The sequence below is a fragment of the Serratia sp. CY84636 genome (assembly GCF_052166245.1).
GTDB lineage: Bacteria > Pseudomonadota > Gammaproteobacteria > Enterobacterales > Enterobacteriaceae > Serratia > Serratia nevei.
The window spans coordinates 103366-120034 of record NZ_JBJNOX010000004.1; the positions used below are offsets into that span (position 1 = coordinate 103366).

A 16669-nucleotide genomic window follows, 5' to 3' on the forward strand; every position below is an offset into this window, starting at 1 on the left:
ATGAAAGAACTCGTTTTACCTCTGCCGGACGAGGCAGCGACTGTCGCTTTGGGCACCACTTTGGCCAAGGCCTGCGATCGCGCCAGCGTCATCTATCTCTACGGCGACCTGGGCGCCGGTAAAACCACCTTCAGCCGTGGTTTCCTGCAGGCGTTAGGGCATCAGGGCAACGTCAAAAGCCCAACCTACACGCTGGTGGAACCCTATGCCTTGCAGCCGCTGGCGGTGTATCACTTCGATCTGTATCGCCTGGCCGATCCTGAAGAGCTTGAATTCATGGGCATTCGCGATTACTTCGCGCAAGACGCCATCTGCCTGGTCGAATGGCCGCAACAGGGCACCGGCGTGCTGCCGGAGCCGGATCTGGCGCTGCATCTTTGCTATCAGGGCGAGGGGCGAGAGGCGAAGATCGAGGCGATTTCCACTTACGGCAGCCAGCTGTTAGACCGCATTCATGGATCACAGGGATGATGCCGCAATGACGCACGTGTTGAAAAAATTTGCGGTCATCATGCTGATCGCCGTGCTGGGGCCACTCGGCGCGCTGAACGCGCTGGCGGCGTCTTCGCTGTCCGATATCAAAGTGTCCAACGCCCAGCGTGAAGCGACGGTGTCGGTGAGCTTCAATGGCCCGCCGGACTACGCGTTTTTCCCGCTGCACGGCCCGGATCGCGTGGTGCTGGACGTTAACCAGAAGGGCAAGGTCGGCGGTCTGCCGCTCAATTTCAGCGGCCAAAACCTGGTGAAAAGCATTCGCTCCAGCGCGCCGAAAGACGCTCAGAGCGTGCGCCTGGTGTTTGATCTGACCCAGCGCGCCAAAACCCGCGTCGCCACCCGTCAGAACGGCAGCGTGCATACCGTGGTGTTCACCATTACGGCCGAAGGCAGTGCCAATACGGTGGCGCGCAAGGCACCGGTGCAAACGCCTGCGCCGGTTGCGGTCAACCCACCGCCGCGTCAGGCGCCGGTCGCGGTGCGTGAAGCGCCGGAGCCGCCGCTGCGCAAAGCGCCGACGGGATCGAATCCCTTTACCCATAAACAGACCGTCGTCGCAGGCACCGCCACCGAAGTCACGCCGCGCAGCAGCCGCGTTTCCGCCGGTTCCGGCGATCGGGTGGTGGTGGCGATCGACGCCGGCCACGGCGGCCAGGATCCGGGCGCCATTGGTCCGAGCGGGCTGAAAGAAAAGAATGTCACCATCGCCATTGCGCGCCGCCTGCAGGCGATGCTGGACGCCGATCCGCAGTTCAAACCGGTGCTGACGCGTACCGGCGACTATTTCATCTCGGTGATGGGGCGCTCCGACGTTGCGCGTAAACAGGGCGCCAACGTGCTGGTCTCCATCCACGCCGACGCCGCGCCGAACCGCAGCGCCAGCGGCGCTTCCGTCTGGGTGCTGTCCAATCGCCGCGCCAACAGCGAAATGGCCGGCTGGCTCGAACAGCATGAGAAGCAATCTGAACTGCTCGGCGGCGCCGGCGATCTGCTGGCCAACAGCCAGGCAGACCCTTACCTGAGCCAGGCGGTGCTGGATCTGCAGTTCGGCCACTCGCAGCGCGTCGGGTATGACGTGGCGGTGAAAGTGCTGCAGCAGCTGCAGAGCGTCGGATCGCTGCACAAACGCCGGCCGGAACACGCCAGCCTGGGCGTGCTGCGCTCACCGGATATTCCCTCGCTGCTGGTGGAAACCGGATTTATCAGTAATAGCACGGAGGAGCGGCTGCTGGGCAGTAGCGCGTATCAGGAGAAGATTGCCAAGGCCATTCATAACGGCCTGCGCAGCTACTTCCTGGCGCATCCGCTGCAAGCCGACCCAAAGGTGGAAAACCGACCGCTGGACGTCGCAGCGGCGGTTAACACCTCAACACCAGACGTGCGCCAGCCTGAGCCTATCGTTAGCTCGGCCGGCGCGAGCCGCAGCGTAAGCGGCAAGACCCAGATCCACGTGGTGAAGCGGGCGGAAACGCTGTCCGGCATCGCCGACAGCTACGGCACCACCATGGCGGCGCTGCGGGATCTGAACAAACTGAAAAAAGACGGCGTGTGGGTGGGGCAACGCCTGAAGGTGCCGGCGGGGAAAACCGCCGCCGTCACTATCGTCGCCAAGGCGAAAACGCCGGCCAAGAAGCCGTCTAAACATAAAGTGGCCCGCGGGGATACGCTCTCCTCCATCGCTTCTCGCTACGGGGTCAGCGTCGGCGATCTGAAACGGGTCAATAATCTGAAGTCGGACGTCGCGCCGCTGGATCGGACGCTGACCATTCCGCAGGCCTAGCGCCATCGCTACAGGAGTCAGCATGCCTATCCAGGTGTTACCGCCACAGCTTGCCAACCAGATCGCCGCCGGAGAGGTGGTTGAACGCCCCGCGTCGGTCGTCAAGGAGCTGGTGGAAAACAGCCTGGACGCCGGCGCGACGCGCATCGATATCGACATTGAACGCGGCGGCGCCAAGCTGATCCGCATTCGCGACAACGGCTGCGGCATCGGCAAGGACGATCTGGCGCTGGCGCTGGCGCGGCACGCCACCAGTAAAATCAGCACGCTCGACGACCTGGAGGCGATCGTCAGCCTCGGTTTTCGCGGCGAAGCGCTGGCCAGTATCAGCTCGGTTTCCCGTTTGACCCTGACGTCGCGCACCGCCGAGCAGAGCGAGGCGTGGCAAGCCTATGCCGAAGGGCGCGAGCAGGCGGTGACGGTCAAACCCGCCGCGCACCCGGTCGGCAGCACGCTGGAAGTGCTGGATCTGTTTTACAACACCCCGGCGCGCCGCAAGTTCATGCGCACCGAGAAAACCGAATTCGGCCATATCGATGAAGTGGTGCGGCGCATCGCGCTGGCGCGTTTCGATGTGGCGATCAACCTCAGCCACAACGGCAAACCGATCCGCCAATACCGGGCAGCGAAAGAAGAGAGCCAGCACGAGCGCCGTTTGGGCAGCATCTGCGGCCCGGCGTTTTTGCAGCATGCGCTGAACATCGACTGGCAACACGGCGATCTGAGCATCCGCGGCTGGGTGGCGGATCCGGCCGGGGCGCGCCAGCTGGGTGAAATGCAGTACTGCTACGTCAACTGCCGCATGATGCGCGATCGCTTGATCAATCACGCCATTCGTCAGGCCTATCAGGATCAGCTGAAGGACGATCAGCAGCCCGCTTACGTGCTGTATCTGGAGGTCGATCCGCACCAGGTGGACGTCAACGTTCATCCCGCCAAGCACGAGGTGCGTTTCCATCAGGCGCGGCTGGTGCATGATTTTATCTACCAGGCGGTAACCACCGTGCTGCAGCAGGCCGGTCAGACGCCGCCGCTGCCGCTGGCGGAAACGCCTGACGAAGTGCCTGCGCCGGTCTGGCAGCCGGAAAACCGCGTCGCCGCCGGCGGCAACCATTTTTCTCAGCCTGCGCCGCGTCGCGAAACGCCGCCACCGGCCGGCGTCGCCCGCGAGCGCGCACCGCAGACGGGTTGGCAAACGGCGGGCGGTTACCAGAAACGCGAAGGCGAGCTGTACGGTAAGCTGATGCAGCCCGCCGCCGAGCCGCAGGCCGATGCGGCGCCGGAAGTTTCGAGCAAGCCGCCGCTGTTCCCGCCGGCGAAAGCCGCTGCGGAAACGCCGTTGGCGAGCGGCCAGCACAGTTTTGGCCGGGTGCTGATGATCCACCCGCCGTGCTACGCGTTGATTGAACAGCGCCAGCAGCCGGCGTTGCTCAATCTGACGGTGGCCGAGCGCTGGCTGCGCCAGGCGCAGCTCAACCCGCCGACGGAAGGGCTGCGGCCGCAGCCGCTGCTGATCCCAGTCAAGCTGACGTTGGACAAGCGCGAAGTGGCGGCCATCGCGCGGCATCAGGCGCTGCTGACGATGATGGGGCTGGATCTGCAGGCGGATCACGGCCGTGTGACGCTGCGCGCAGTGCCTTTACCATTACGCCAACAAAATTTACAAAAACTGATACCCGAACTGTTAGGCTATCTGGCCGAACATCAGGAGATGTCGCCCGCGGTGCTGGCCACCTGGCTCGCTCGCCGCCTTGGCAGCGAACATGAACAGTGGAACACCTCGCAAGCGATACAATTGCTGACCGACGTTGAACGACTTTGCCCGCAACTGGTCAAATCGCCACCGAGCGGACTTTTACAACCCGTTGATTTACAGGCCGCACTGGCGGCCCTCAAGCATGACTGAAACTGAAATGACACCACGTCCCCCGGCTATTTTCATCATGGGGCCGACCGCCTCGGGCAAGACCGCGCTGGCGATCGCGCTGCGCGAACGCCTGCCGGTGGAACTGATCAGCGTCGATTCCGCGCTGATTTATCGCGGCATGGATATCGGCACCGCCAAGCCGAGCGCTGAAGAATTGACGCAGGCGCCGCATCGGCTGATCGATATTCGCGATCCCGCCGAAGCTTACTCGGCCGCGGAGTTTCGCGCCGACGCGCTGAAGGAGATGGCCGACATCACCGCCGCCGGGCGCATTCCGCTGCTGGTCGGCGGCACCATGTTGTATTTCAAGGCGTTGTTGGAAGGATTGTCGCCGCTGCCGTCTGCCGATCCCGCGGTGCGCGAGCGCATCGAACGGCAAGCGGCGGAGCAGGGTTGGGAGGCGTTGCACCGTCAGTTACAGGCGATCGATCCGGTCGCGGCATTGAGAATTCATCCGAATGATCCGCAGAGACTGTCCAGAGCACTGGAAGTTTTTTTTATTTCGGGTAAAACTTTAACGGAACTGACTCAAATTTCGGGTGAATCGTTACCGTATCAAGTTCACCAATTTGCGATAGCGCCGACCAGCCGTGAGTTGATCCATCAACGCATCGAGCTGCGGTACCATCAAATGTTGGCGGCGGGTTTTGAGACGGAAGCGCGTGCACTTTTCGCACGGGGTGATTTGCATACGGACTTGCCCTCCATTCGCTGTGTCGGTTACCGCCAGATGTGGTCATACTTGTCTGGTGAAATTAGTTACGATGAGATGGTTTATCGTGGTATTTGCGCAACACGTCAGTTGGCTAAACGCCAGATGACCTGGTTACGGGGTTGGGAGTCGGTCCATTGGTTGGACAGTGAAAAGCCGGGAGAGGCTTTGGACTCGGTGACACAGGTTGTTAGTGCATAGGTTGGGTGATTGTGTACAATTGCTGAGTATTCAGCGCGCAAATTTTTTACGTCGTTTATTTTAGAGCCGACAGGTTCTTAGTTACAAACAACAAGCAAATAAGGAAAAGATAGAATGGCTAAGGGGCAATCTTTGCAAGATCCGTTCCTGAACGCATTGCGTCGTGAACGTGTTCCGGTTTCTATTTATTTGGTGAATGGTATTAAGCTGCAAGGCCAGATTGAGTCTTTTGACCAGTTTGTCATCCTGTTGAAGAACACGGTTAGCCAGATGGTGTACAAGCACGCTATCTCTACCGTTGTCCCGTCACGTCCGGTTTCGCATCACAGCAACAACCCGAGCGGCGGTTCAAGCAACTATCACCATGGCAACAATCCGTCTGCGCAGCAACAGCCGCAGCAGGAAAGCGATGACGCTGAATAAAGCGCGTTGCAAGTCAACCATGACGGGGAGCATAAGCAGCCGCGGGCTGTTTATGTCCCCCAAACTCACGGTGAGTGTCCGTTTGAGAGGTTGCACGCTTGTTTGACCGTTATGAAGCCGGTGAGCAGGCCGTACTGGTTCATATCTATTTCTCGCAAGACAAAGATACGGAAGACCTCAACGAGTTCGAATCGTTGGTTTCCTCAGCCGGTGTCGAAGCTTTGCAAGTGGTGACTGGTAGCCGCAAAGCCCCGCATCCGAAGTACTTTGTCGGCGAAGGAAAGGCCGAAGAAATTGCAGATGCGGTGAAAGCCAGCGGCGCGTCTGTTGTCCTGTTTGATCATTCCCTTTCCCCGGCGCAGGAAAGAAACCTCGAGCGCCTGTGCGAATGCCGGGTGATCGATCGCACCGGGCTGATTTTAGACATCTTCGCCCAGCGTGCCCGCACCCATGAAGGTAAGCTGCAGGTGGAGCTGGCGCAGTTGCGTCACATCGCCACGCGTCTGGTACGCGGCTGGACGCACCTGGAGCGGCAAAAAGGGGGGATTGGCCTGCGCGGGCCGGGGGAAACCCAGCTTGAGACCGACCGTCGCCTGTTACGCGATCGCATCAGCTTAATTCTGCGCCGCCTGGAGCGGGTAGAAAAGCAGCGTGAACAAGGCCGACGCGCGCGGACCCGCGCCGATGTGCCGACCGTATCGCTGGTGGGCTACACCAACGCCGGCAAATCCACCCTGTTTAACCGAATAACGTCTGCCGAGGTGTATGCGGCGGACCAGCTATTTGCCACCCTGGATCCTACGTTGCGGCGCATTGACGTGCCGGACGTGGGGGATACCGTGTTGGCGGATACCGTAGGCTTTATCCGGCACCTGCCGCACGATCTGGTGGCCGCCTTCAAGGCGACGCTGCAGGAAACGCGCCAGGCATCTCTGCTGCTGCACGTCATCGATGCCGCAGATCCGCGCGTCGATGAGAACATCGAAGCGGTGAACACCGTGCTGGCGGAGATAGACTCGGATGAAATCCCTACACTGTTAGTGATGAACAAAATAGATATGCTGGACGATTTTGTGCCGCGTATCGACCGCAACGACGAAAACTTGCCGATCCGGGTGTGGCTGTCCGCCGCCAGCGGAGAGGGTATTCCGTTGCTGTATCAGGCGTTGACGGAGCGCTTATCGGGGGAGATCGCGCATTACGAATTGCGCTTACCGCCACGGGCAGGCCGTCTTCGCAGCCGTTTTTACCAGCTTCAGGCGATTGAAAAAGAGTGGAACGAAGAGGACGGTAGCATTGGCGTGGTGGTGCGAATGCCGATCGTCGAATGGCGTCGTCTCTGCAAGCAAGAACAGGACCTGATTGACTTTATCGTATGATCATATCCTGTTACATTTATGCTTCGCGAAAGCCTGAAGTACCCAATCACAGAATATGGAGCTAAAACATGGCGTGGAATCAGCCCGGTAATAACGGACAGGACCGCGACCCGTGGGGGAGCAGCAATAACAATGGCGGCAACTCTGGCGGTAACAACAAAGGCGGTCGTGATCAAGGGCCACCTGATTTGGACGATATCTTCCGCAAACTGAGCAAGAAATTGAGCGGTTTCGGCGGGGGCAAAGGCTCCAACAGCAATAGCGGCGGCACCGGCACCTCTGGTCCGGGCTTCAGCGGCCGCATTATCGGTATCGCGGCGGTGGCCGTGGTGGTGATCTGGGCCGCCAGCGGCTTCTACACCATCAAGGAAGCCGAGCGCGGCGTCGTGACGCGTTTCGGCAAGTTCAGCCACCTGGTGCAGCCGGGTCTGAACTGGAAGCCGACCTTCATCGACGACGTGCGTCCGGTGAACGTGGAATCCGTGCGCGAGCTGGCGGCGTCCGGCGTGATGCTGACCTCCGATGAAAACGTGGTGCGCGTGGAAATGAACGTGCAGTACCGCGTGACCAACCCGGAAGCGTACCTGTTCAGCGTCGTCAATGCCGACGACAGCCTGAGCCAGGCGACCGACAGCGCCCTGCGCGGCGTGATCGGCAAATACTCGATGGACCGCATCCTGACCGAAGGCCGTACCGTGGTGCGTAACGATACGCAGCGCATGCTGGAAGAGACCATTCGTCCTTACAACATGGGCATCACGCTGCTGGACGTCAACTTCCAGGCGGCGCGTCCGCCGGAAGAGGTGAAGGCGTCGTTCGACGATGCGATCGCCGCGCGTGAAAACGAGCAGCAATACATCCGTGAGGCGGAAGCTTACGCCAACGAAGTTCAGCCGCGTGCGAACGGCCAGGCGCAGCGTCTGCTGGAAGATTCCAAGGCTTATAAAGACCGTACCATCCTGGAAGCGCAGGGTGAGGTGGCGCGCTTTGCCAAGCTGTTGCCGGAATACAAGTCCGCTCCGCAGATCACCCGCGAGCGTCTGTATATCGAAACCATGGAAAAAGTGCTGGGCCATACCCGTAAGGTGTTGGTGAGCGACAAAGGCAACAACCTGATGGTGCTGCCGCTGGATCAGATGCTGCGCGGTCAAGGCGCGGCGCCGGAGAGCGGCAACAAGGATACCAGCCTGATTCGCCTCAATCCGAATCCTGCGCCGGCTGCCAACAGCAGCACTCCGCGTACCAGCGGCGGTTCGATTATGGATCAGCGCCGGGCGAATGCGCAGCGTGACGACACCACTCGCGTAGGGAGAGAGTAATCAATGCGTAAGTCTTTTGTAGTTATTGTCCTCGCGGTGCTGGTGGTGCTGTACGCTTCGCTGTTCGTGGTGCAGGAAGGCCAGCGCGGCATCGTGCTGCGCTTCGGCAAGGTTCTGCGCGACGGCGAAAACAAGCCGCTGGTGTATGCGCCGGGTCTGCACCTCAAGATCCCGTTCATCGAGACCGTGAAGAACCTGGATGCGCGCATCCAGACCATGGACAACCAGGCCGATCGCTTCGTGACCAGCGAGAAGAAAGACCTGATCGTCGACTCCTATCTGAAGTGGCGCATCAGCGACTTCAGCCGTTACTATCTGGCGACCGGCGGCGGTGACGTCTCCCAGGCCGAAGTGCTGCTGAAGCGTAAGTTCAGCGACCGTCTGCGTTCCGAAATCGGCCGCCTGGACGTGAAAGACATCGTGACCGACTCGCGCGGCAAGCTGATGTCCGACGTGCGTGACGCGCTGAACACCGGCACCGTGGGTGACGGCGAAGAAGTGGCGACCACCGAAGCCGATGACGCTATCGCCTCTGCGGCGGCGCGCGTTGAGCGGGAAACCACCGGCAAACAGCCGCAGGTGAACCCGAACAGCATGGCGGCGCTGGGCATCGAAGTGATCGACGTGCGTATCAAGCAGATCAACCTGCCGGCGGAAGTGTCCGACGCCATCTACCAGCGTATGCGCGCCGAGCGTGAAGCGGTAGCCCGTCGTCTGCGCTCGCAGGGCCAGGAAGAAGCCGAGAAGCTGCGCGCCAGCGCGGACTACGAGGTGACCCGTACCTTGGCGGAAGCCGAGCGTCAGGCGCGTATCACCCGCGGTGAAGGCGATGCCGAAGCGGCCAAGCTGTTCGCCAACGCGTTCAGCCAGGATCCGGACTTCTATGCCTTTATCCGCAGCCTGCGTGCCTATGAAGCCAGCTTCAAGGACAACCAGGACGTGCTGGTACTGAGCCCGGACAGCGATTTCTTCCGCTACATGAAGTCGCCTGATACCCTGCGCAAGTAAGCGCGGCAGGCAATCTGATCGAGGGCCCGTTTACGCGGGCCCTTTCTCGTTTTTGGGGGATGCATGAACTCAACGATTTGGCTGGCGCTCGGGCTGGTTCTGGTGCTGGAAGGATTAGGGCCGATGCTGTTTCCGCAGGCCTGGCGCAAAATGATTGTGGCGATGTCGCAACTGCCGGACGCGACGCTGCGGCGATTTGGCGGCGGAATAGTGGTTGCGGGCTGCGTGATCTACTACATGTTGAGCGGCCGCACGGGTCTTTAAAGTCTAGCCCAAAATTTATGCAATCGTATGCTAAAAGTGCTGAAAATCGAAAATTACGGTGGTAGAATCCATTTTTAAGCAATCGGTGATTTTGAAAAATGGGTAAGAACGTCGTCGTACTGGGCACCCAATGGGGTGACGAAGGTAAAGGCAAGGTTGTAGACCTGCTGACTGAACGGGCTCAATATGTTGTGCGCTACCAAGGTGGCCATAACGCTGGCCACACTCTGGTAATCAACGGTGAAAAAACCGTCCTTCATTTAATTCCTTCAGGTATTCTGCGTGAAAACGTCACCAGCATCATCGGCAACGGTGTTGTTCTGGCGCCGGACGCATTGATGAAAGAAATGGGTGAACTCGAAGCGCGTGGCATCCCGGTACGCGAACGTCTGTTACTCTCTGAAGCTTGCCCGCTGATCCTGCCTTACCACGTCGCGTTGGACAACGCGCGTGAGAAAGCGCGCGGCGCGAAAGCGATCGGCACCACCGGTCGCGGCATCGGCCCGGCTTACGAAGATAAAGTGGCTCGTCGCGGCCTGCGCGTTGGCGACCTGTTCAACAAAGAAACCTTCGCCGTTAAGCTCAAAGAGATCGTCGATTACCACAACTTCCAGCTGGTCAACTACTACAAAGTTGAAGCCGTCGATTATCAGGCGACGCTGGACTACGTGCTGTCTATCGCCGATATCCTGACCGCCATGGTGGTTGACGTTTCCGAACTGCTGGACGGCGCGCGCAAGCGTGGCGACCTGATCATGTTCGAAGGCGCTCAGGGCACCCTGCTGGATATCGACCACGGTACTTACCCGTACGTCACCTCTTCCAACACCACCGCCGGCGGCGTGGCTACCGGTTCCGGCATCGGCCCGCGTTATGTGGACTACGTGTTGGGCATCGTGAAAGCCTACTCCACTCGCGTGGGTGCAGGCCCGTTCCCAACCGAACTGTTCGATGAAACCGGCGAGTACCTGTGCAAGCAGGGTAACGAGTTCGGCGCCACCACCGGCCGTCGTCGTCGTACCGGCTGGCTGGACGCGGTAGCGGTGCGTCGCGCCGTGCAGATCAACTCCCTGTCCGGCTTCTGCCTGACCAAGCTGGACGTCCTGGACGGCCTGAAAGAAGTGAAGATCTGCGTGGGCTACCGCATGCCGGACGGCCGTGAAGTGGATACCACTCCGCTGGCGGCTGAAGGCTGGGAAGGTATCGAGCCTATCTACGAAACCATGCCGGGCTGGAGCGAAACCACCTTTGGCGTGAAAGAGCACAGCAAGCTGCCTCAGGCTGCGCTGAACTACATCAAGCGCATCGAAGAAGTGACCGGCGTACCGGTAGATATCATCTCTACCGGCCCGGATCGCAGCGAAACCATGATCCTGCGCGACCCGTTCGACGCATAATCAGGCTTTGCGGCAGTAAACAAACCGGGCGTGTCCCGGTTTGTTTTTATCCTGACTCCCTCCGATTGCGGTTTCACGTCAAAAAATCCTTTCATAAACCCGCCTTAGGGCGCGGGATTCGCTAAATAATTAGCGACGAACTCTCCGGCTGGTTTATTATCCAATGAGTAATCTTTTGAATAGCGCCGAAAAGCGGCGTATCAGACGGGTAAAACGATACCCAGAGGTAAGATGTGCAGTTAACAAGTTTTACTGATTATGGCCTGCGGGCGTTGATCTACATGGCCTCGTTGCCGCAGGACAAGATGACCAGTATCTCGGAAGTGACCGAGGTTTACGGCGTGTCTCGCAACCATATGGTGAAGATCATCAATCAGTTGAGCCGGGTCGGTTTTGTCACGGCGGTGCGCGGCAAGCATGGCGGCATTCGTTTGGGCAAACCGGCCGAGAGCATTCGCCTCGGCGACGTGGTGCGGGCGCTGGAGCCGCTTGCGCTGGTTAACTGCAGCAGCGAGTTTTGCCACATCACCCCTGCCTGCCGACTGAAGCAGGTGCTCCAACAGGGCGTACAGAATTTCCTTGAAGAGCTGGATAAGCATACGTTGGCCGATATGGTCGAAGACAATCCGCCGCTCTACAAGCTATTGCTTGTCGAATAAAACGACGTTGAGAAGACAAGGCTCAACGTCATCCTGCTGATGACAACGGAGGAACCGCAATGTCACAAGATCCATTCCTGGAACGAGAAGCAGAAAAATACGAATCCCCCATCCCCAGTCGTGAATATATCCTGGCCCATTTGGCGAAACGTGAAACGCCGGCCAGCCGCGAAGAACTGGGCAACGAACTGGGCCTCAGCGGTGAAGAGCAGCTGGAAGCGCTGCGCCGCCGCCTGCGCGCCATGGAGCGCGATGGCCAGCTGGTGTTTACCCGCCGCCAGTGCTACGCGCTGCCGGAACGTCTGGATCTGCTGCGCGGCACGGTGATCGGCCACCGCGACGGCTACGGCTTCCTGCGCGTGGAAGGCAGCAAAGACGATCTGTACCTGTCTGCCGAACAGATGAAAATGGCGATCCACGGTGACGTGGTGCTGGCGCAGGCCTTGGGCGCGGATCGCAAAGGGCGCCGCGAAGCGCGCATCGTGCGCGTGCTGGTGCCGAAAACCAGCCAGATCGTCGGCCGCTTCTTCATGGATGCCGGCACCGGCTTCGTGGTGCCGGACGACAGCCGTCTGAGCTTCGATATTCTGATCCCGGCGGACAGCGTCAGCGGCGCGCGCATGGGCTTTATGGTGGTGGTGGAGCTGACGCAGCGTCCGACCCGCCGCACCAAGGCGGTCGGCAAGATCGTCGAGATCCTCGGCGACAAGATGGGCACCAGCATGGCGGTGGACATCGCGCTGCGCACCCATGAGATCCCGCATACCTGGCCGCCGCAGGTGGAAAAGCAGGTGGCCGATCTCAGTGAGCAGGTGCCGGAAGCGGCCAAGAAGGGCCGCGTCGATCTGCGCAAGCTGCCGTTGGTCACCATCGACGGTGAAGACGCACGCGACTTCGATGACGCCGTGTACTGCGAGAAAAAACGCGGCGGCGGCTGGCGCCTGTGGGTTGCGATCGCCGACGTCAGTTACTACGTGCGCCCGCGCACCGCGCTGGACGATGAAGCGCGCAGCCGCGGTAACTCGGTGTACTTCCCGTCGCAGGTGATCCCGATGCTGCCGGAAGTGCTGTCCAATGGGCTGTGCTCCCTGAACCCACAGGTCGATCGCCTGTGCATGGTGTGCGAGATGACCATCTCCGCCCAGGGGCGCCTGTCCACGGCCAAGTTCTACGAAGCGGTGATGAGCTCGCACGCTCGCCTGACCTATAACAAGGTGTGGCACATTCTGCAGGGCGATCAGGAGCTGCGCGAGCACTACCATCCGCTGGTCAAGCACCTGGAAGAGCTGCACGCGATGTATAAGGTGCTGGATAAGGCGCGCGCCGAGCGCGGCGGCATCGCGTTTGAAACCGAAGAAGCCAAGTTTATCTTTAACGCCGAACGCCGCATCGAGCGCGTGGAGCCGACGGTGCGCAACGACGCCCACAAGCTGATCGAAGAGTGCATGATCATGGCCAACGTGGCGGCCGCGCGCTTCGTCGAGAAACGCAACGAGCCGGCGCTGTACCGCGTGCACGATCGTCCGAGCGACGACCACATCTCCGCGCTGCGCAGCGTGCTGAGCGAGCTGGGGCTGACGCTGGGCGGCGGCAACAAGCCGCAGCCGAAGGACTATGCGGTGCTGATGGATGAAGTGTCCGAGCGCCCTGATCACGAAATGCTGCAAACCATGTTGCTGCGCTCGATGAAGCAGGCGATTTACGATCCGGAAAACCGCGGCCACTTCGGCCTGGCGTTGGCGTCTTACGGCCACTTCACCTCGCCGATCCGCCGTTATCCGGATCTGGCGCTGCACCGCGCCATCAAATACCAGCTGGCCAAAGAACACGGCGAGCCGAAAGAGCGCTGGACGCCGACCGGCGGCTGGCACAGCGAATTCGAAGAGATGCTGCAGCTGGGCGAACACTGCTCGATGACCGAGCGCCGCGCGGACGAAGCGACGCGCAACGTCGCCGACTGGCTGAAGTGCGACTTCATGCAGGATCACGTCGGTGAAGTGTTCAGCGGCATCATCTCCAGCGTGACCGGCTTCGGCTTCTTCGTGCGCCTGAACGATCTGTTCATCGACGGGCTGGTGCACGTATCAACGCTGGATAATGATTACTATCGCTACGATAATATCGGCCAGCGCCTGATCGGCGAGTCTTCCGGCACGGTCTATCGCCTGGGGGATACGGTGGAGATCCGCGTGGACGCGGTGCATATGGACGAGCGCAAGATCGACTTCGCGCTGGTGTCCAGCACCCGCAAAGCGCGCGGTGAAGGCAAAACCGAGCGCGATCGCGCCAAGAAGGGCGGCCAGCGCACGCTGCGCGACAGCGGTAGCGCGGGGCGCGGCAAGCGCCGCGGCGGCAAACCGCCGGCCAACTTCGAGCCGGACAGCGCCTTCCGCAAGCAGGATGACGCCAAGCCCGCGGACAACGTGAAGAAGGCGAAGAAGAAAGCCAAGAAAGCGTCCGACAAAACGCGGAAAATCGCGGCGGCGACCAAAGCCAAACGCGCAGCCAAGAAGAAAGGTGCCGAGCAGGCTTAACCTGCCGCACATCGTTACCATCGGCCGGTTATCGCCGGCCGCACGAATTTAAAAGAGCATCATGAGCGAAATTATTTACGGCATTCACGCCGTCAAAGCCCTGTTAGAGCGCGATCCGCAACGCTTCCTGGAAGTGTTTATCCTGAAAGGCCGCGAAGATCGCCGCCTGCAACCGCTGATCGCCGAGCTGGAAGCGACCGGCATCGTGATCCAGGTGGCGAGCCGCCAGTGGCTGGATGACAAGGTTGAAGGCGCGGTGCACCAGGGGATCATCGCCCGGGTGCGCGAAGGGCGTCAGTATCAGGAGAACGATCTGCCGGGCCTGTTGGAGAGCGTGGAAACGCCATTCCTGCTGGTGCTGGACGGCGTGACCGACCCGCACAACCTCGGCGCCTGCCTGCGCAGTGCCGACGCCGCCGGCGTGCACGCGGTGATCGTGCCGCGTGACCGTTCCGCCCAGCTGAACGCCACCGCCAAGAAAGTGGCCTGTGGCGCGGCTGAAAACGTGCCGCTGATCCGCGTGACCAACCTGGCGCGCACGCTGCGTTTGTTGCAGGAAATGAACGTCTGGGTGATGGGTACCGCCGGCGAAGCCGACCATACGCTGTATCAGAGCAAAATGACCGGCCCGATGGCGCTGGTGATGGGCGCGGAAGGCGAAGGCATGCGTCGTCTGACCCGCGAACACTGCGACGAGCTGATCAGCATCCCGATGGCCGGTACCGTCTCTTCGCTGAACGTGTCGGTCGCCACCGGCATTTGCCTGTTCGAAGCGGTGCGTCAGCGCGGCTGATCCTCCTGACGGGGGCCCTGAGCCCCCGTTAATTCCCCCTCTTGTGATCCCGCCTTCGGCAGAAATCTCTGCGCCGACCATACTTACTCCTGACGCTTTTCTCAGGGAGCACTCTCATGGTCTGGACTACGCACACCGTTTTTAACCAACCCAAGCCGCTGGGCAACAGCAACCTGTTTCTCTCCGATACGCCGCTGCGCGAAGCGTTGCAGCGCGAGCAGGGCGGCTGGGACGCCGAGGTATTGGCTTCGCTGGGCCAGCAGCTTGGCACCCAGGAGTCGCTGGAGCTGGGCCGCCTGGCCAACGCCAACCCGCCGGAGCTGCTGCGCTACGACGCCACCGGCCAGCGGCTGGACGACGTTCGCTTTCACCCCGCCTGGCATATCCTGATGCAGGGGCTGATCGCCAACCGGGTGCACAACCTGCCCTGGCAGGAGGATGCGCGCATCGGTTCCTTCGTGGCGCGCGCCGCGCGCTTTATGCTGCATGCGCAGGTCGAGGCCGGCACGCTGTGCCCAGTGACCATGACCTTCGGCGCCACGCCGCTGTTGCTGCAGGCGTTGCCGGCCGAGTTTCGCTCCTGGCTGACGCCGCTGCTGTCGGATCGTTATGACGCTCACCTGCTGCCGGGCAGGCAAAAGCGCGGCCTGCTGATCGGCATGGGCATGACGGAGAAGCAGGGTGGTTCCGACGTTTTGAGCAATACCACTACCGCCGCGCCGCTCGGCGCGCGCGGGCCGGGTGAAGCCTACCGGCTGGTGGGGCACAAGTGGTTCTTCTCGGTACCGCAGAGCGATGCGCACCTGGTGCTGGCGCAGGCCGAAGGCGGGTTGTCCTGTTTCTTCCTGCCGCGCATTTTGCCGGACGGCAGCCGCAACGCCATTCGCCTGGAGCGGTTGAAAGACAAACTGGGCAACCGCTCCAACGCCAGCAGCGAAGTGGAGTTTCAGGACGCCACCGCCTGGCTGTTGGGGGATGAGGGGGACGGCGTGCGGCATATCCTGAAGATGGGCGGCCTGACCCGTTTCGACTGCTCGCTCGGCAGCCACGGCCTGATGCGCCGCGGGCTGTCGGTGGCGCTGTATCATGCGCTGCAACGGCAGGCGTTCGGCAAGCTCCTGATCGAACAACCGCTGATGCGCCAGGTTCTGGCGCGCATGGCGCTGCGGCTGGAAGGGCATACCGCGTTGCTGTTCCGGCTGGCCCGCGCCTGGGAAAGCCGCAGCAATGAGGGCGAACTGATCTACAGCCGCCTGCTGACCCCGGCGGCCAAATACAGCATCTGTCGCCAGGGCATGCCGTTCATCGCCGAGGCGATGGAGGTGCTGGGCGGTATCGGCTACTGCGAAGAGAGCGAACTGCCGCGCCTGTATCGCGAGATGCCGGTCAACAGCATCTGGGAAGGTTCCGGCAACATCATGTGTCTGGACGTGTTGCGCAGCCTGCACAAGCTGCCGGGCGCGCTCGAAATGCTGCAGTTCGAGCTGCAGCCGGTGCGCGGCCAAAATCGCTTGTTCGATCACGCCTGGCGGCAGTGGCAGCAGCGTGCCCGGCAACCGCGTGAAGAGATGGGGCGGCTGCTGACCCAGCAGCTGTTCGACCTGTGCTGCGCCGCGCAGCTGCTGCAGCATGCCAGCCCGCAGATAGCCGACGCCTGGTGCCACCTGACGCTGGATCATCGCGGCGAGAGCCTGCTGTCGGCCGAGGTGTGCGAACTGCTGCTCAACCGCGCTATCGGCGGTTAGGGAAAAGGGTGGCGCGCGGCGGCGAAAACCTTT

At 61.1% G+C, this 16669-nt stretch carries 14 protein-coding genes; all 14 read left to right on the top strand.

Going from position 1 to position 16669, the window contains the following annotated elements; translation table 11 throughout:
* Positions 1 to 471, top strand: a complete 471-nt coding sequence (gene tsaE, locus ACJ8QI_RS14740; RefSeq protein WP_038879220.1) for a tRNA (adenosine(37)-N6)-threonylcarbamoyltransferase complex ATPase subunit type 1 TsaE — start codon at positions 1 to 3, stop codon at positions 469 to 471.
* A gap of 7 nt (positions 472 to 478) precedes the next feature.
* Positions 479 to 2275, top strand: coding sequence for an N-acetylmuramoyl-L-alanine amidase AmiB (gene amiB / locus ACJ8QI_RS14745; protein WP_442532743.1), 1797 nt, complete (start codon positions 479 to 481; stop codon positions 2273 to 2275).
* Positions 2276 to 2297: 22 nt separating this feature from the next.
* Positions 2298 to 4181, top strand: coding sequence for a DNA mismatch repair endonuclease MutL (mutL, locus tag ACJ8QI_RS14750; RefSeq protein WP_442532744.1), 1884 nt, complete (start codon positions 2298 to 2300; stop codon positions 4179 to 4181).
* On the top strand, positions 4174 to 5115 hold the full coding sequence (gene miaA, locus ACJ8QI_RS14755) for a tRNA (adenosine(37)-N6)-dimethylallyltransferase MiaA (RefSeq protein ID WP_442532745.1): 942 nt from the start codon (positions 4174 to 4176) through the stop codon (positions 5113 to 5115). Before mutL ends, miaA begins: the two co-directional genes overlap by 8 nt.
* 114 nt (positions 5116 to 5229) lie before the next feature.
* Complete coding sequence (gene hfq / locus ACJ8QI_RS14760) at positions 5230 to 5538, top strand: RNA chaperone Hfq (protein WP_004933678.1); 309 nt, start codon at positions 5230 to 5232, stop codon at positions 5536 to 5538.
* 98 nt (positions 5539 to 5636) lie between these two features.
* Positions 5637 to 6917, top strand: a complete 1281-nt coding sequence (gene hflX, locus ACJ8QI_RS14765) for a ribosome rescue GTPase HflX (RefSeq protein ID WP_004933675.1) — start codon at positions 5637 to 5639, stop codon at positions 6915 to 6917.
* Between the two features lie 68 nt (positions 6918 to 6985).
* Positions 6986 to 8236, top strand: a complete 1251-nt coding sequence (gene hflK, locus ACJ8QI_RS14770; RefSeq protein WP_038879209.1) for an FtsH protease activity modulator HflK — start codon at positions 6986 to 6988, stop codon at positions 8234 to 8236.
* A gap of 3 nt (positions 8237 to 8239) precedes the next feature.
* A complete protein-coding gene (gene hflC / locus ACJ8QI_RS14775) occupies positions 8240 to 9244 on the top strand; it encodes a protease modulator HflC (protein WP_004933669.1) in 1005 nt (334 codons plus the stop codon).
* Positions 9245 to 9307: 63 nt separating this feature from the next.
* Positions 9308 to 9508, top strand: a complete 201-nt coding sequence (locus tag ACJ8QI_RS14780) for a DUF2065 domain-containing protein (protein WP_004933666.1) — start codon at positions 9308 to 9310, stop codon at positions 9506 to 9508.
* A gap of 98 nt (positions 9509 to 9606) precedes the next feature.
* Positions 9607 to 10905 carry an adenylosuccinate synthase gene (locus ACJ8QI_RS14785; protein WP_025159583.1) on the top strand — a complete coding sequence of 433 codons (1299 nt, stop codon included), beginning with the start codon at positions 9607 to 9609 and terminating at the stop codon, positions 10903 to 10905.
* Between the two features lie 233 nt (positions 10906 to 11138).
* Positions 11139 to 11564: a nitric oxide-sensing transcriptional repressor NsrR gene (nsrR, locus tag ACJ8QI_RS14790; protein WP_015376391.1), complete on the top strand. Its 426-nt coding sequence runs from the start codon at positions 11139 to 11141 to the stop codon at positions 11562 to 11564.
* Between the two features lie 59 nt (positions 11565 to 11623).
* Entirely contained in the window at positions 11624 to 14098 is a 2475-nt protein-coding gene (gene rnr, locus ACJ8QI_RS14795) for a ribonuclease R (protein WP_060421893.1), read from the top strand.
* 61 nt (positions 14099 to 14159) lie between these two features.
* Positions 14160 to 14891, top strand: coding sequence for a 23S rRNA (guanosine(2251)-2'-O)-methyltransferase RlmB (gene rlmB, locus ACJ8QI_RS14800; protein ID WP_442532746.1), 732 nt, complete (start codon positions 14160 to 14162; stop codon positions 14889 to 14891).
* 116 nt (positions 14892 to 15007) lie between these two features.
* Entirely contained in the window at positions 15008 to 16636 is a 1629-nt protein-coding gene (locus ACJ8QI_RS14805) for an isovaleryl-CoA dehydrogenase (protein ID WP_442532747.1), read from the top strand.
* Positions 16637 to 16669 lie beyond the last annotated feature (33 nt).

Excerpts from the sequence above, each read along its gene's own strand:
- mutL (WP_442532744.1), top strand. The coding sequence starts at position 2,298 with ATGCCTATCCAGGTGTTACCGCCACAGCTTGCCAACCAGATCGCCGCC.
- hflC (WP_004933669.1), top strand. The coding sequence starts at position 8,240 with ATGCGTAAGTCTTTTGTAGTTATTGTCCTCGCGGTGCTGGTGGTGCTG.
- rlmB (WP_442532746.1), top strand. The coding sequence starts at position 14,160 with ATGAGCGAAATTATTTACGGCATTCACGCCGTCAAAGCCCTGTTAGAG.
- ACJ8QI_RS14785 (WP_025159583.1), top strand. The coding sequence starts at position 9,607 with ATGGGTAAGAACGTCGTCGTACTGGGCACCCAATGGGGTGACGAAGGT.
- ACJ8QI_RS14805 (WP_442532747.1), top strand. The coding sequence starts at position 15,008 with ATGGTCTGGACTACGCACACCGTTTTTAACCAACCCAAGCCGCTGGGC.
- amiB (WP_442532743.1), top strand. The coding sequence starts at position 479 with ATGACGCACGTGTTGAAAAAATTTGCGGTCATCATGCTGATCGCCGTG.
- rnr (WP_060421893.1), top strand. The coding sequence starts at position 11,624 with ATGTCACAAGATCCATTCCTGGAACGAGAAGCAGAAAAATACGAATCC.
- hfq (WP_004933678.1), top strand. The coding sequence starts at position 5,230 with ATGGCTAAGGGGCAATCTTTGCAAGATCCGTTCCTGAACGCATTGCGT.
- ACJ8QI_RS14780 (WP_004933666.1), top strand. The coding sequence starts at position 9,308 with ATGAACTCAACGATTTGGCTGGCGCTCGGGCTGGTTCTGGTGCTGGAA.
- miaA (WP_442532745.1), top strand. The coding sequence starts at position 4,174 with ATGACTGAAACTGAAATGACACCACGTCCCCCGGCTATTTTCATCATG.
- hflK (WP_038879209.1), top strand. The coding sequence starts at position 6,986 with ATGGCGTGGAATCAGCCCGGTAATAACGGACAGGACCGCGACCCGTGG.
- tsaE (WP_038879220.1), top strand. The coding sequence starts at position 1 with ATGAAAGAACTCGTTTTACCTCTGCCGGACGAGGCAGCGACTGTCGCT.